The sequence below is a fragment of the Micromonospora fluostatini genome (assembly GCF_050410825.1).
Classification (GTDB): domain Bacteria; phylum Actinomycetota; class Actinomycetes; order Mycobacteriales; family Micromonosporaceae; genus Micromonospora; species Micromonospora rosaria.
Genome location: NZ_CP191251.1, coordinates 2,192,673 through 2,206,845, shown reverse-complemented (window position 1 = coordinate 2,206,845; position 14,173 = coordinate 2,192,673). Strand labels below are relative to the sequence as shown.

The window sequence follows — 14,173 nt, the reverse complement described above, 5'->3', positions numbered from 1 at the left end:
CCGCCCGGGGTGCCGCCGGTCGCCGGCGCGGGACGCCCGGCCGGGTTCCGGTCCGGCGTGGCGTCCGCCGTCGCAGGTGGTCAGCGCGGGGCCGACTCCAGCGGGTCCGTCAGCGCGGCGAGCCGCTCCCGCCAGGACGCCTTGAGCCGGGCCGCCTCCCCGGCGTCGGTCACCCGCTCGTGGACCACCGACACCCGGGCCTTGCCGGCACCGACGGCGGTGGAGCGGACCACGAGACGAGGGCACAGGCCCCCTCTGCCTCCGCGCGGCCGGTGCCGTGAGCACCGGAACGGAGGTGGGGCGTGGGATGACGCCGGCCCCGAGCATACCCCTCGACCGTCCCCGGTGCCCGCCGCCGGGCCCGGCGGACCGGTCCCCGGCGGCCGGGCAGGGGGGTGACCGGCGCTCGCCTGCCGTCGGCCGCACTGTCGGGTTGTTTACTCTGTGCTACGCGAGTGTTACGTGGCTACGATGTGCGGGCTCTGACCGGCGGCGACATTCCCGGCCCGCGCCGTTTCCGCCCGGCCGCCGCCCGGCTGCCGCAGATCGGGAGGGTACGTGGCCATCCGCGTCGTCGTGGTGGAGAAGATGGGCCTGCTGCGCGGGGCGCTCTGCGCCGCGCTCGCCGGTCAGCCGGACATCGAGGTGGTCGCGGCGGGTCCCGACGTGACCGAGCTGCCCGCGATGGCCCAGCGGGAACGACCCCACGTGGTGGTGGTCGACCTGTCGACGGACGCCCTGGAGGAGAGCGTCGACGCGATCGCCGACGTCGACCGCACCGTGCCCGGGGCGGTGGTGCTCGCCATGTGCGGGCGCTGGCGTCCCGACGTGCTGCGGGCCGCCGCGGCGGCCGGGGTACGCGGCTTCCTCTCCAAGGACGGCCCGGTGGACGACCTGGTGCGGATGGTCCGGTCGCTGGCCGCCGGGGAGCGCGTGATCGACCCGGCGGCCGCGGTGGCGGCCCTGCGGCCCCCGTCGTGCCCGCTCACCCGCCGCGAGTTGGAGGTGCTGCGGACCGTCGCGGAGGGGCTGCCGTTGAAGGAGACCGCGAAACGCCTGTTTCTGGCGCACGGCACGGTCCGCAACCACCTCTCCGCGATCCTGCACAAGACGGGGACCCGGAACCGGCTGGAGGCGATCCGCCGGGCGCAGCGCGACGGCTGGCTCTGATCACCGGGAACGGGCGTGCCCCGGCAGGCCCGGCGGCCCCTGCGGGGGCGTCGCCGTCGCCCGCCGCTCGACGAGCGGGTCGCTGCCCGTCGTGATGCAATGGTCACCGACAGTCGGGCGACTCCCTGATCGAGGCGGCGGACCCACGCCGTCCGCACCGCTTTGGAAAGGGCTGCCGTGATCCGCACCCTCCTCGCGCTCGACGGCGCCCTGGTCCGGGGCGCGTTGGCCCTCGTCCTCGACGCCCAGCACGACATCCGGGTGGTCGCCGAACTGGACCGGGGCGACCGGGTCCGGCCCGTGGTGCGGGAACACCGCCCCGACGTCGCCGTCGTCGACCTGGCCCTGCTCGACGGGGACGTCCACGCGGCGGTCGCCGCCTGCCCGGTGCTGGTCCTCGCCGACCGCCGCCGGGCCCGCGACCTGTGCGACATGCTGGCCGAGGGCCGAGCCGTCGGCATCCTCGGCACGGACGTCGCGCCGCAGGCGGTGGTCGACGGGGTCCGCCGGCTGGCCCGGGGGGAACCGGTCGTCGACGCGGACCTCGTGGTCGCCGCGCTGGCCGAGGCGAGCCCGCTGACCGGGCGGGAGGCCGAGATCCTGACCCTGACCGCCGCCGGGTCGCCGGTCGGTGAGATCGCCGCCGCGCTGGGCCTCTCCGCGGGTACGGTCCGCAACAACCTGACCCGGATCACCCGCAAGTGCGGGGCGCGTACCCGGGTCGAGGCGGTGCGGATCGCCCGGGAGGCGGGCTGGATCTGAGCCACCGTCGCCGGGCCGCAGACATCGACGGCCCCGTACCCTCCACCCGGGAAACCCGCCGTACCCGACCGAGGACGCCCATGACCCGCAGCCCCGTACCCGCCCCCCACCCGGCCGGCCGCGACCCGGTCACCGACCCCGGCTCGACGCTCTGGTACGCCGAACCGGCCACCGACTGGGAGACCCGGTCGCTGCCGATCGGCAACGGCGCGTTGGGCGCGTGCGTGTTCGGTGGTGTCGGCACCGAACGCCTCCAGTACAACGAGAAGACCCTGTGGACCGGCGGCCCCGGCTCCGCCACCGGCTACGACGCCGGCAACTGGCGTACGCCCCGGCCCGGCGCGCTTCAGCGGGTCCGGGAGCGGATCGACGCCACCGGGCAGGCCGACCCCGAGTGGGTGGCCGGCGAACTCGGCCAGCCCCGCACCGGGTACGGCGCCTACCAGAGCTTCGGCGAGGTGCTGCTGACCGGGCTGCCCGCCGCCACCGCCGGGGCGGACGCTGCCGCCGGGGCCGACGCCGAGACCGGCGGCGAGGTCGAGCCCGGGGACTACCGGCGCTGGCTGGACCTCGGCACCGCCCTCGCCGGGGTGACGTACCGGGCGGCGGGGGTCCGGCACACCCGCGAGTACTTCGTCAGCCACCCGGACCAGGTGCTCGTGGCCCGCCTCGACGCGGACGTACCCGGGCGGGTCGGCGGCACGGTCCGGCTGCTCACCCCGGACAACCGCGCCGGGAGCTGCGTGGCCCGCGACGGGCGGATCACCTGCGCCGGCCGGCTCACCGACAACGGGCTGCGCTACGAGTCGCAGCTCCAGGTGCTGACGGTCGGCGGCAGCCGCACCGACCACCCGGACGGGTCGGTGTCGGTCGTCGGGGCGGACGCGCTGGTGCTGGTCCTCGCCGCCGCCACCGACTACGCCCCGCAGCATCCCACGTACCGGGGCGCCGACCCGCATCCGGAGGTGACCGCCCGTCTCGACCGGGCCGTCCGGCGGGGCCACGCCGACCTGCGGGCGCGGCACCTGGCCGACCACCGTCGGCTCGCCGGCCGGGTCCGGCTGGACATCGGCCAGGAACCGCCCGGCGTCCCCACCGACGAGCTGCTGCGCCGCTACCGTGCCGGGGTGGCCGGGCCGGGCCAGCGGCGGGCCCTGGAGGCGCTCGCCTTCCAGTACGGCCGCTACCTGCTGATCGCCTCGTCCCGCCCCGGCTCGCTGCCGGCGAACCTCCAGGGGGTGTGGAACCACGTGGCCGACCCGCCCTGGTCGGCGGACTACCACGTCAACATCAACCTCCAGATGAACTACTGGCCGGCGGAGGTGACCAACCTCGGCGAGACCACCGGCCCGCTCTTCGACTTCGTGGACGCCCTCGTCGCACCGGGCGAGGTGAGCGCCCGCCGGTTCTTCGGGGCCCGGGGCTGGGTGGTGCACGACGAGACCACCCCGTACGGCTTCACCGGCGTGCACGACTGGGCGACCGCGTTCTGGTTCCCGGAGGCCGGCGCGTGGCTGGCCCGGCACTACTGGGAGCACTACCTGTTCGGCCGCGACGAGACGTTCCTGCGCGAGCGCGCGTACCCGATGCTCCGGTCACTGGCGCGGTTCTGGCTCGACGTCCTGGTCACCGACCCGCGCGACGGCGCCCTGGTGGTCAGTCCCAGCTACTCGCCGGAGCACGGGCCGTTCACCGCCGGGGCGGCGATGTCCCAGCAGATCGTCCGGGACCTGTTCACCAGCGCCCGGGAGGCGGCCCGGCTGGTCGGCGACGACTCCGGGTTCCCCGCGGAGGTGGACGCCGCCCTGGGGCGGCTCGACCCCGGCCTGCGCGTCGGCTCCTGGGGGCAGTTGCAGGAGTGGAAGCACGACGCGGACGACCCCGCCGACACCCACCGCCACGTCTCCCACCTGTACGCCCTGCACCCGGCCGACCAGCTCGACCCCGACCGGCATCCGGACCTGGTCCGGGCGGCGCGGACGTCCCTGCGGGCGCGCGGGGACGGCGGCACCGGCTGGAGCAAGGCCTGGAAGATCAGTTTCTGGGCCCGGCTGCGCGACGGCGACCACGCCCACCTGATGCTCAGCGAGCTGTTGGCCACCAGCACCCTCGACAACCTCTGGGACACCCACCCGCCGTTCCAGATCGACGGCAACTTCGGCACCACGGCCGGGATCGCCGAGATGCTGGTGCAGAGCCACCACGGCGTGCTGCACGTCCTGCCCGCCCTGCCGGCCTGCTGGCCGGACGGCTCGGTGACCGGGCTGCGGGGCCGGGGCGACGTGACCGTCGACCTCGTCTGGGCCGGGGGCCGTCCGACCGTGATCACGCTGCACACCGGACGCTCCGGGCCGCTGACCGTCCGCGCGGAGCGGCTCGGCGCGCTCACCGTGACGGATGTGACCACCGGCCCCACGACGGCCGGTGGCGATCCCACCACGCCGGCCGGGTCCGGTGGCGATCCCACCACGCCGGCCGGGTCCGGTGCCGTGCCGGTCGAGCGGGCGGGGGACCGGTTCACCGTCGACGCGCGGGCCGGGCACACCTACCGGGTCACGGTGGCCGCCCCCGCCGGGGCCGTCCCGTTGACCGGCCCCGCCGCCGGGTCCCAGCAGCCGACCAGGTCCCGGTAGGTCGCCGACCGGTCCAGCAGCTCCGCGTGCCCGCCGAGCGCCGGTCGCTCCCCGTCGAGCACCAGCACCCGGCGGGCCCGCAGGGCGGAGCTGATCCGGTGCGCCACCACCACCAGCGTGCCGGGCCGGGCGGCGAACGCCGCCTCCACCGTCGCCTCGGCGGCCGGGTCCAGGTGGCAGGTGGCCTCGTCCAGGATCACCAGCGGCGCGGGGGCCAGCCAGGCCCGGGCGGCGGCGACGACCTGCCGTTCCCCGGCGGAGAGCCGGGCCGGCTCGACCGGGGCGGCCAGCCCGCCGAGCCGGTCGACCAGGCCTTCCGCGCCGACCGCCGCCACCGCCGCCCGCAGCGCCGACTCGGGCGCGTCCGGTCGCAGGTACCGCAGGTTGTCGGCGAGCGTGCCGGTGAAGACGTACGCCTCCTGCGGCACCAGCACCCGCAACCCGGCCAGCGCGGCGGGCGAGGTGCCGGGCACCGGCGTACCGGCCAGCTCGACGGTCCCCGCCTGCGGGGTGACCAGCCCGGCCAGCAGGGCGGCCAGGGTGGACTTGCCGACCCCGCTCGGGCCGACCACGACCAGGTGGTCCCCGACGGGCAGGGTGAGCGAGAAGTCCGCCAGCACGGCCCGTGCCCGGGGCCCGTGCCGGAACGTCACCCGGCACAGCCGGGCGGCCACCGGACCGACCGGCCGGGCGGGGGAGCGGTCGGTGGTCGGGGCGGGACGGTCGGCCGGCTGACCGGCGGTCGGGGCGCTGGTCCGCAGGATCCGGTCCAGGGTCACCACGTAGCGCAGCCCACCGCCGCCGACGCCCTGCACCAGGGCGTGCAGCGCCGGTTGCAGGCCGGTGCCGACGTAGACCAGCGCCCCGAGCACCTCCCCGGCGGTCAGCCCGCGCCGGACCAGCCCCGGGGCGGCCAGCACCAGCACCGCCAGCGGCAGCCAGCCGCCGACCCCGAGGCTGACCCCGCGCAGCGCGGTCATCCGGGCGACGGTCCGCTCGGCGTCGGCCTGGACGTGCACGTCGTGCGTCACGTCGGCGACCACCCGGTCGCGGGCCCCGCAGGCCAGCACGTCCCGGTGCCCGGCCAGCGCGGTCGCCGCCGAGCGGCCCAGCTCCTCCCCGGCGCGCACGTACCGGCGCTGGTGGCGGGCCATGGCCGGCAACGCCAGCGCGAACAGCGTCAACCCGGCGACCAGCGGCCCGGCGACCAGGGCCGCCACCACGGGGGCCAGGGTGAGCAGGCCCAGCAGGGCCGCGCCCCCGGCGAACAGGAAGCCCCGTACCACCATGAGCAGCCCGCCGAAGGTGTCCCGGACCACCTCCACCTGGTGGGTCAGCCGGGACACCGCCGCGCTGTCCGGCGCGGCGGCGGCCCGCGTCGCGTCCCGCAGGCTCGCCCGGACCACCCGGGCGACCATGTCGTCACGGAACGGCTCCACCACCGCGCCGAGGTTGCGGTACACCCGGCCGGTGGCCGCCGCCCCGATGAGCACCGCCACCGCGAGCACGCCGAGCCAGGCCAGGCCGGTGCCGGGCCGGCCGGCGAGGAACCCCCGGTCCACCGCGCGGGCCAGCAGGTACCCGGTGAGCAGCGCCGGCACCGACTCGAGCACCGACCAGCCGGCGAGCCGGGCCAGCGCGGCCCGGCGGGCCCGCAGCGCCCACCAGGTCACCCGGCCCACCCCGGCCGTCGCCGGGTCCGTGCCGCTCATCCCGCCCTCCGACCCGCCGCCGACCGGGAGGCCGGGGCGGCGGCAGGGACGTCGCTCTCCGGGCCGGCAGCGGGGATGCCCGCCGCCGGGCCGGCGGTGGTGGGGGCGCCGGCCGTCGGCGCGGTGAACACCGCCCGGTACGCGGGGTCGGCCCAGAGCCGGTGGTGCGGGCCCACCGCGCGCAGCCGGCCCCGGTCCAGCCAGGCCACCAGGTCCGCCGCCGCCGCCGTGGCCACCCGGTGGGTGACGATCAGTCGGGTACGCTCACCGGCCCGGCCCGCCACCGCGCGGGCGACCCGCTGCTCGGTGGCGGTGTCCAGGCTGGACGTGGCGTCGTCGAGGACGAGCAGCCGCTGCGCGGCCAGCGCCCGCGCCAGCCCCAACCGCTGCGCCTCGCCCCCGGAGAGCGGGGCGTCGCCGGTCGGGGTGCGGAAGCCCTCGGGGAGCCGGGCAACGCAGTCGTCGACCGCCGCGTCCCGGGCCGCCCGCAGCACCGGGGCGCTGGCCGGCAGGTCACCGGCGGGTGGGGCCGCCGCCGACGCGGGCAGCGCCAGCCCGATCGCCTCGTGCACGGTCGCGCCCACCAGCACCGGCCGGTCGAAGGCGTACCCGACGGCCGCGCGCAGGGCGGGATGCGCCAGCTCGGGCAGGGGCACCCCGTCGAGCAGGACCTCGCCGGCGTCCGGGTCGTGCAGCCGCCCGGCGACCGCCGCGAGGGTGGACTTGCCGGCCCCCGACGCGCCCACCACCGCGACCGTGGCGCCGGCCGGGACGGTCAGGTCGACCCCGTCGAGGATGGCCCGCCCGTCGTCGGCCCGGACGCCGACCCCGCGCAGCCGCAGCGCCCCCCGACCCGGCGGCAGGGGCCGGTCCCCGTCCCCGGCGACCGGCTGGGCCAGCAGGTCGGCGACCCGGCCGGCACCGGCCCGCGCCCGGACGAGCCGGTTCAGCCCGGCCAGGACCGCGCCCAGCCCCGCGCCGAGGGCCGCGTACCGGACGGCGGCGACCAGTTCGCCGGGGGTCAGCCAGCCGGCGGCGAGGGCCCACCCGCCGACCGCGACGACGGCCAGGTTCAGCAGCGGCGCGACGGCGGCGGTCCGGGCACTGGCGCGGGCCAGCAGCCGCCAGGTGAGCCGGCCGTGTCCGGCCAGGTCGGACAGGGGTGCCAGGACGCGTTCGGCCTCCCGGTCGGTGGTCGCCGCGGCGGCGACGGTCCGGGCCCCGGCGGTGCTCTCCAGCAGCCGCCCGGCGATCGCGCCGAGGGTGCGCTGGTACCCGCCGACGGCGGTGGAGGCGTCGGCGACGAAGGCGCGCATCAGCACCGCGACCACGGCGAGCCCGGCCAGCAGGGTCAGCCCCAGCACCGGCTCCAGCAGGGTCAACGCCACCACGCTGCCCACCGGGGGCAGCAGGGCGATGCCGGCCAGCACCACGGCGTTGCCGGCCTGTCCGGCGTCGGCCGCCTGCCCGACGAGCCGTCCCACCAGGTCGCCCACCGGGTGCCGGCGGACCTGCCGGACGTCGAGCCGGAACAGGTGCCGCAGCAGCCGGCCCCGGACCCGGGCGGTGGCGCGGGCGGCGCCGTACCCGGTGGCCAGGTCGCCGAGGGTGTCGGTGAGGACGAGGACGACGACCAGGGCGCAGGCGGCCAGCGGCCACCAGCCGACGGTACCGCCGAAAGGCCCGCCGCCGTCGGCGGTGAGCGCGGCGTCCACGGCGAGCCCGAGCGTGGCGGGCAGCAGCAGTTCGGCGACCGCGCCGGTCACGGCGACCAGCGCCAGCCCGGCCGTCCAGCCGCCCCCGCCGCGTACCGTCTCGCGCAGCAGCCGGTCCGCCCCGGCGGTCTGGTCCATGTGTCCTCCCGGACGCGATCGCCCCGGGCGGGTCTCCCCGCCCGGGGCGCGGCGCACTGCGATGATCAGTTGCAGGTGGTGACGGAGAGCGAGCTGTCGCCGCAGAGCAGCAGGCTCGCCCGGCTGCCGCCGCCCGTGCGGTCGGCGGGGGCCATCTCGAGGCCCTGGAGGTCGAGGAGCGCCATGTCGTGTCACCTCCTTCCGGGGTGCGGGTTCCGTGTGGTGCGTGGGGTCAGTCGCAGGTCGTGACGGAGAGCGAGCTGTCGCCGCAGAGCAGCAGGCTCGCCCGGCTGCCGCCGCCGGTGCGGTCGGCCGGAGCCATCTCCAGACCCTGCAGGTCGAGGAGCGCCATGTCGTGTCACCCCCTTCCGGGACGTCGGTCGGGCTGGTCGCCCCCGCCGAGGCGGGGGAGTTCGGGTGCGCCCGACCCGGCCGGGCCGGGGGCGGGCGCGAGGAAGGGCAGGCCGGGTGGCACGGTCGCGGCCGGGTCGGCGGGGTCCGCGCCCCGGGCGGCGGTGACCGCGAGCAACACCCCGGCCGTCCCGGTGGCCAGGTCCATGGAGAGCCGCAGCAGTTGCTCGCCGGGGAAGGCGATCCCGTCGGCGTACGGCAGGGCGTGCCAGGCCAGCCGGCGGACCTGCGCGTCCAGCGCGGCCGTCCGGTCGCCGGGGTTGGTCGTGGTGGCGAGGTAGGCGATGATCCCGGCCCGGCCGGCGAAGAGCCCGGTCTGGGCGTAGAACGGGGACCGGGCCGCCCGCCGGATCGCCGGCACCGCCTCGGCGAACCGCTCGTCGGCGCGGTGCCGCAGGTACCGCTCCAGCACCAGGCCGATCCCGACACTGCCGTCGCCCAGGTACGGCATGGTCCGCCAGCCCTCGTTGACCTCCAGGGCCCCGTCCGGGCGCAGCACGCAGCGGCGCAGGTCCTGCCGCAGCGCCGCCTCGGCCGCCGTCAGCAGCGCCGGGTCCCCGGTGCTCTCGTACAGGCGCAGCAGGAACAGCGCCGGGCCGGTCCGGCCGCGCAGCAACCCGGCGTACGGGTGCCGGCCACCGCTGATCTCCCCGCCCGGGTCGTCGGCGACCTGCTCGACGACCCGTTCGGCGAGCTGCCCGGCTGCCCGGCGCAACTCCGGCTCACCGGTGCGCTCGGCCAGGTGCAGCAGGTTCAGCCCGATTCCGGCCAGCCCGCCGAGCAGGCTGTGGTCGAGGTCCTGCCACGGTTGGCGCAGGCAGACGTCGACCACGTCCAGGGCGTCCTGCCGGCGGTCCAGCCCGTCCAGGGCGTACGCGACGCCGTGCAGCCCGTCGTAGAACCCGCACCGGGTGCCCGATGCCGGCGACGTCGCCCGCCGGACCAGCCACTGCTCGTGCTCCGGCCACCGGCCCGCGCCACTGAGCGCGAGGGCGTGCAGCACCCCGGCGGCCCCGTGGGCGAGGTTGAGCCCGCCGCTGCGGAACTGTTCGATGTCACCGGGGAAGAGCCGGTCGTCACGGCCCGGGGTGGCGCTGGCCAGGATCGCGGCGGCCAGCCGGTCCCGCAGCACCGGCCACCGGCCGGGCGTGAAGTCCGCCTCGGTCACCCCGGGCCGGGCCGCCTCCCGCCCCTGGTCGGCCCCGACGCGGTGGCCGGACCGGGTCTTCCGGGCGGTGCCGGCGTCGCGGTCGGCTCCGGTACCCGGGTCCGGGGTGGGTCGGCCGGTGATCTCCTCGACCGCCGGGGTGAGCCACGCGCGGGGCACCGGGAAGGCCCCGGCGACCACGTCGGCCAGGTGCGCGGCCTTGGCGGGGTCGAGCCGGACCAGTTGGGTCAGCGGCAGGAACAGCGCCAGGCGCAGGCAGGCCAGGGCGTACCGGTCGACGCCCGGCCCGGTCCGGTCCCGGGGCGCGGCGAAGCCCTGGTTGCGCAGGGCGGGCCGGCGGTGGCCGTCGACCGGGGCGGCCACCTCGAAGTCGACCAGGGCGACGGTGTCGTCCGGGCGGACCATCACGTTGAACAGGTGCAGGTCGCCGTAGACCAGGCCCCGGGCGTGGATCGCCTCGATCACCTCCTCGACCTGCTCGTGCACGTGCCGGGCCCAGCGGGCGTACGCGGCCCGGTCCGCCTCGGTGGCGTCCGCGTCGATCAGCGGGTACCGGTCGACGACCTCCTTGTTCAGCGCCCGGCCCTCGATGAACTCCAGGGCCAGGAAGTGGTGGTCGCCGAAGGTGAACTCGTCGTGCACCCGGGGCGCCTGGGGCAGGTCCGCCAGCCGGCGCAGGCTCTCCGCCTCCCGGCGCAGCCGGGCCACCGCGTCGACGCCGTCGGCGTCCAGGCCGGCGTGCGGCCGGGCCTCCTTGAGCACCACCGTCGTGTCGGTGCGCACGTCCCGGCCCACGTAGAGGCCGCCACCGTTGGAGAAGTGGATGACCCGCTCGATCCGGTACGGCAGTTCGTCGGTACGGGCCGCGTTACGGGCGGCCAGGTGCGGGGCGAGGAAGTCCGGCAGGGTGACCCAGTCCGGGACGTGGAAGACCGGGTCGCGCCGGTCCGGGACCAGCGTGCCGGTGTCGTCGGCGATGGCCGGCACCACCTGGCCCTGCTCGGAGACGCAGTACCGGGCGGCGAAGCCGCCGTAGCGCACGTACACCGGGCCTTCGTGGTAGCGCAGGTCGCTGAGGATGTACGGGCCGGGCTCCCCGGCGAGCAGTTCGTCGAGTTCCTTGCAGACCAGTTCCAGTTCCGCCTCGTCGCGCGGGTACACCGTGACGAACTTGCCGCTCGCCCCCCGGGCGGCGTACTTGGAGTTGCGCATCAGCAGGGTGCGTGGCCCCCGCAGGACCTTGAAGGGCAGGCCGCGCGGGACGCAGTAGTCCCAGACCCGGGTGAGCACCCGCTCGGCGTTCGCCAGCCCGGCCGAGACGTGGATCTTCCAGCCCTGCTGGGGCAGCGTGCCGTCCGCCGGGGCGTGCAGGAGCCAGTCACCGGTCGACTCCCGCTGCCAGCCGTCGGGCAGCGCGCGCCCGGCCGCGGCGAACCCCGGCTGCGCTGTCACGCTGCCGAGCGAGTCGTAGAACAGCCGATCCGCCGCGCAGTAGCTGTCGTAACGCTCGTCCACCACCACACCTGCCTCTTCGCTGCCCGGTCCACTGTGGTTCCGGCAAGGAAGAGTCTCGTCAACGGGACGCGGCGGCTCCAGTGCGGTAAGTCATGACGCGGAAGTGCGTGCCGCACGACCACCCATGACAGGTGTCACGGTCGACTGGCGTGATCGGCTGGCCGACCAGGGCCGGTCGGCGGCGCGGGATCGGCTGGTCGGGGATGGTGGGGGTCGGTCAGTCGGGCAGCGCGTCGAGGTAGACCCAGCGGCCGTCCTCCCGGACGAACCGGCTGCGCTCGTGCAGCGTGCCGGGCTGCCCCGCCGCGCGGTAGTGGGCCCGGAACTCGACCGTGCCGGCGCTGTCCAGCAGGCCGCCCCGCGCGGTGTCCAGGACCTCCAGCCGGACCCACCGTTGACCGGGGTCGAGCCGCAACCCGGCCGGGCGGGTCGAGGAGTGCCAGCTACGCAGCAGGTGGTCGAGGTCGCCGACGGCGAAGGCGCTGAACCGCGACCGCATCACCTGCTCGGCGGTGGCCGCGTCGGTCGTGCCCCGGTGCAGCGGCCGGCAGCACCGCCCGTACGTCGTGCCGGAGCCGCACGGACAGGCCCGGTCCCCCTCGTCGACCGCCGCCCGGCGGACCCCACGTTTCGCCATCCGGCCATTCTCGCCGTCCCGGCCGCGCCCCCGGTCCCCGGGTACGCCTACCCTCACCGTCATGTCGCGGTCACCAGCGGTCCCCGTCGCGCCGGGGATCTGGCGCATCCCCACCGTCGGCGCGTCGTTCGTCAACTCGTACGCCCTGCTCGACGACGACGGCAGCGTCACCCTCGTCGACTGCGGGCTGCGGCGGGCACCGGCACGGATCGTGCGGGGGCTCGCCGCGATCGGCCGTACCCCGGCCGACGTCACCCGCATCGTGCTCACCCACGCCCACCCCGACCACGCCGGTGGCGCGGCCGACCTGGCCCGCCGTACCGGGGCGCCGGTGGCCGCGCACGCCGCCGACGCGCCGTACGTGGCGGCCGGCCGGGCCCCGGAGCAGGGCGACGGGCGCACGGTCGGGCGGTTCCTCGTCCGGCTCACCGGCACCCGGTTCCCGGCCGTCGAGGTCGGCCAGCCGCTGGCCGACGGGGACCTGCTGCCGGTCGCGGGTGGCCTGCGGGTGGTGCACACCCCCGGGCACTCGCCGGGGCACGTCTCCCTGCTGCACGAGCCGACCCGGGTGCTGATCACCGGCGACGCCCTGTTCAACGTGCTCGGCACGCGCTGGCCGCCGGCCCTGTTCTGCGCCGACTTCCGGATGACCCGCCGGACCGCGCACGTCCTCGGCGAGTTGGACTACGACGTGGCCGCGTTCACCCACGGGCCGCAGCTCACCGACCGGGCCCGCGAACACGTGCGCGCCTTCCTGCGGCGGACCCGCTGACCCACCCCGGTGCCCCGACGGCGGCCGGGGCGCATCAGCCGACCCGGGTGGCGAAGACGACGGTGTTGTCCAGGTAGTCGCGCCGGGCCGGGTCGAACCGTCCGCCGCAGGTGAGCAGCCGCAGCCGGGCGGTGTCGCCGGGGCCGTAGACCAACGCGCTGGGGAACCGGTCCTTCGGGTACGACGCCACACCGTCGACGACGAAGCGGACCGCCCGGCCGTCCGCGCGGGCCACCTCGACCGCGTCACCGGGGCGCAGCCGGCCGAGCCGGAAGAAGACCGCCGGCCCGCTCTCGCGGGAGTCGACGTGACCGACCAGCACGGCGTTGCCCGGCTCGCCCGGACTCACGCCCAACCGGTACCAGCCGGCCACCGTCGGCCGGTCCAGCGGCGGTACCTCCAACTGCCCGGCGGGGTCGGCGGCGACCGGGACCACCTCGGCGCGGACCCCGATGGCCGGGATGGTGACCCGGACCGGGGCGGAGCGGGGCAGCGCGGGCAGGCTCGGCCCCGGCCGGTCGTGGGCGGCGGCGGCCGGGCCCGCCGGGCCGGGCGGCCGGGGCGCGGGCGCGGCCAGCCCGGCGGCGAGCAGCACCGCGCCGAGCGCGCCGGCCAGCACGAGCAGCAGGGCCGCCCACCCGACCGGCCGGGACCGGCCCGGGTGGCCGCCGGACGGTGGCGCGCACGAGGGGGGTGCGGGAGAGGGCGGCACCGGTCACCTCCGGGCACGTCGACGGGTGCCCGCCCGGCGAACCGGCACGGGCACCCGTCTCAGGATGGGATGGAGACTCGTCGGTGGTCAGGCCGGCACGGCCCGCTGCCGGCGACGGCGCAGCAGGAACACGGTGCCGCCGGCCGTGGCGGCGACCAGCGCGCCGCCCACGGCGACCAACTGCGGGGAGCCGCCGGTGCCGCCGTCACCGGCCGGTGCGCCCCCGATCGGGGTGACGGTGAACGTCGCGCTCCCGGCGTCGGTGCCGTCGCCGCAGGTGGCGGCGACCGTGTACGTGCCCAGGGTGAACCCGGCGGTGAAGAGTTCGGCGCTCAACCCGCCGCCGGCCGCGGCGGTGGTGGAGCGGACGTTCTGGTCCCGGTCCGGGCCGGTGACGCGGAAGATCGCGTCACCGCTGTTCGGGTTGCACGAGGTGGTCAGGACCACCGTCCCGCCGACGGGGGTGGTCGCCGGTGACACGGTGGTGACCGCGAGCGCGGCGGCCGGGAACAGCAGCGTGCCGAGCCCCACGCCGAGCGCCGCCGATACGGTCAGTGTCTTCGCCTTCATACGCGTCTTCCCTCACTTTTCGTCCGCTGACTGCGTGGGACGTCGTTCGGGTGGCCAACTCCGTGACGAACACCGGTGTGCCCAACACTAGGGCGGTTGGGACCTCGACCCGGTGAAAATGAGAATTCTTCGTTGCCGTCACATGTCCACCACGCCCACCCGGCTGGGGTGCGGATGGCGGGCTGGTCACCCCGGAGGGGTCGATGCCGGGCTGCTCACCCGGCGGGCCGGTCCGGGCGCGGGTGCGCCCGGTGCCCG

13 protein-coding genes are annotated in these 14,173 nt (G+C 77.0%); 4 read left to right on the top strand and 9 right to left on the bottom strand.

Going from position 1 to position 14,173, the window contains the following annotated elements; translation table 11 throughout:
* Positions 1–80: 80 nt before the first annotated feature.
* Positions 81–233: a hypothetical protein gene (locus ACQUFX_RS09465; RefSeq protein ID WP_428965629.1), complete on the bottom strand. Its 153-nt coding sequence runs from the start codon at positions 231–233 to the stop codon at positions 81–83.
* 325 nt (positions 234–558) lie between these two features.
* On the opposite strand from ACQUFX_RS09465, the gene ACQUFX_RS09460 reads away from it, so the two are divergent.
* From ACQUFX_RS09460 to ACQUFX_RS09450, 3 genes are all read left to right on the top strand, one after another.
* Positions 559–1,170 carry a response regulator transcription factor gene (locus ACQUFX_RS09460; protein WP_428965628.1) on the top strand — a complete coding sequence of 204 codons (612 nt, stop codon included), beginning with the start codon at positions 559–561 and terminating at the stop codon, positions 1,168–1,170.
* 177 nt (positions 1,171–1,347) lie between these two features.
* Positions 1,348–1,932 carry a response regulator transcription factor gene (locus ACQUFX_RS09455; protein ID WP_428965626.1) on the top strand — a complete coding sequence of 195 codons (585 nt, stop codon included), beginning with the start codon at positions 1,348–1,350 and terminating at the stop codon, positions 1,930–1,932.
* An 80-nt stretch (positions 1,933–2,012) separates the two neighbouring features.
* Positions 2,013–4,565 (top strand): glycoside hydrolase family 95 protein, encoded by a 2,553-nt coding sequence (locus tag ACQUFX_RS09450; protein ID WP_428965625.1) that lies wholly within the window; start codon positions 2,013–2,015, stop codon positions 4,563–4,565.
* Here the strand turns inward: ACQUFX_RS09450 and ACQUFX_RS09445 are convergent.
* The 6 genes from ACQUFX_RS09445 to ACQUFX_RS09420 form a co-directional block, all read right to left on the bottom strand.
* Complete coding sequence (locus ACQUFX_RS09445; RefSeq protein ID WP_428965624.1) at positions 4,478–6,277, bottom strand: ATP-binding cassette domain-containing protein; 1,800 nt, start codon at positions 6,275–6,277, stop codon at positions 4,478–4,480. The genes ACQUFX_RS09450 and ACQUFX_RS09445 overlap by 88 nt on opposite strands.
* A complete protein-coding gene (locus ACQUFX_RS09440) occupies positions 6,274–8,130 on the bottom strand; it encodes an ABC transporter ATP-binding protein (protein ID WP_428965623.1) in 1,857 nt (618 codons plus the stop codon). Before ACQUFX_RS09440 ends, ACQUFX_RS09445 begins: the two co-directional genes overlap by 4 nt.
* Before the next feature lie 65 nt (positions 8,131–8,195).
* Positions 8,196–8,315, bottom strand: coding sequence for a SapB/AmfS family lanthipeptide (locus ACQUFX_RS09435; protein WP_013734295.1), 120 nt, complete (start codon positions 8,313–8,315; stop codon positions 8,196–8,198).
* 47 nt (positions 8,316–8,362) lie between these two features.
* Positions 8,363–8,482 carry a SapB/AmfS family lanthipeptide gene (locus tag ACQUFX_RS09430; protein ID WP_396890562.1) on the bottom strand — a complete coding sequence of 40 codons (120 nt, stop codon included), beginning with the start codon at positions 8,480–8,482 and terminating at the stop codon, positions 8,363–8,365.
* Between the two features lie 6 nt (positions 8,483–8,488).
* On the bottom strand, positions 8,489–11,224 hold the full coding sequence (gene lanKC, locus ACQUFX_RS09425; protein ID WP_428965622.1) for a class III lanthionine synthetase LanKC: 2,736 nt from the start codon (positions 11,222–11,224) through the stop codon (positions 8,489–8,491).
* Positions 11,225–11,441: 217 nt separating this feature from the next.
* Entirely contained in the window at positions 11,442–11,861 is a 420-nt protein-coding gene (locus ACQUFX_RS09420; RefSeq protein ID WP_067372213.1) for a YchJ family protein, read from the bottom strand.
* A gap of 61 nt (positions 11,862–11,922) precedes the next feature.
* Here ACQUFX_RS09420 and ACQUFX_RS09415 point away from each other — a divergent pair, with 61 nt between their 5' ends.
* A complete protein-coding gene (locus ACQUFX_RS09415) occupies positions 11,923–12,633 on the top strand; it encodes an MBL fold metallo-hydrolase (protein ID WP_428965621.1) in 711 nt (236 codons plus the stop codon).
* A gap of 34 nt (positions 12,634–12,667) precedes the next feature.
* Here the strand turns inward: ACQUFX_RS09415 and ACQUFX_RS09410 are convergent, their stop codons facing one another.
* On the bottom strand, positions 12,668–13,345 hold the full coding sequence (locus tag ACQUFX_RS09410) for a class F sortase (RefSeq protein WP_428965620.1): 678 nt from the start codon (positions 13,343–13,345) through the stop codon (positions 12,668–12,670).
* 87 nt (positions 13,346–13,432) lie between these two features.
* The gene (locus tag ACQUFX_RS09405; RefSeq protein WP_428965619.1) at positions 13,433–13,915 is read right to left on the bottom strand and encodes a hypothetical protein; all 483 of its coding nucleotides are present in this window, start codon (positions 13,913–13,915) and stop codon (positions 13,433–13,435) included.
* Positions 13,916–14,173 lie beyond the last annotated feature (258 nt).

Bases quoted from the DNA above. Each gene is read 5' to 3' on its own strand.
- ACQUFX_RS09450 (WP_428965625.1), top strand. From the start codon at position 2,013: ATGACCCGCAGCCCCGTACCCGCCCCCCACCCGGCCGGCCGCGACCCG.
- ACQUFX_RS09445 (WP_428965624.1), bottom strand. From the start codon at position 6,277: ATGAGCGGCACGGACCCGGCGACGGCCGGGGTGGGCCGGGTGACCTGG.
- ACQUFX_RS09440 (WP_428965623.1), bottom strand. From the start codon at position 8,130: ATGGACCAGACCGCCGGGGCGGACCGGCTGCTGCGCGAGACGGTACGC.
- ACQUFX_RS09435 (WP_013734295.1), bottom strand. From the start codon at position 8,315: ATGGCGCTCCTCGACCTCCAGGGCCTCGAGATGGCCCCCGCCGACCGC.
- ACQUFX_RS09430 (WP_396890562.1), bottom strand. From the start codon at position 8,482: ATGGCGCTCCTCGACCTGCAGGGTCTGGAGATGGCTCCGGCCGACCGC.
- ACQUFX_RS09420 (WP_067372213.1), bottom strand. From the start codon at position 11,861: ATGGCGAAACGTGGGGTCCGCCGGGCGGCGGTCGACGAGGGGGACCGG.
- ACQUFX_RS09415 (WP_428965621.1), top strand. From the start codon at position 11,923: ATGTCGCGGTCACCAGCGGTCCCCGTCGCGCCGGGGATCTGGCGCATC.
- ACQUFX_RS09405 (WP_428965619.1), bottom strand. From the start codon at position 13,915: ATGAAGGCGAAGACACTGACCGTATCGGCGGCGCTCGGCGTGGGGCTC.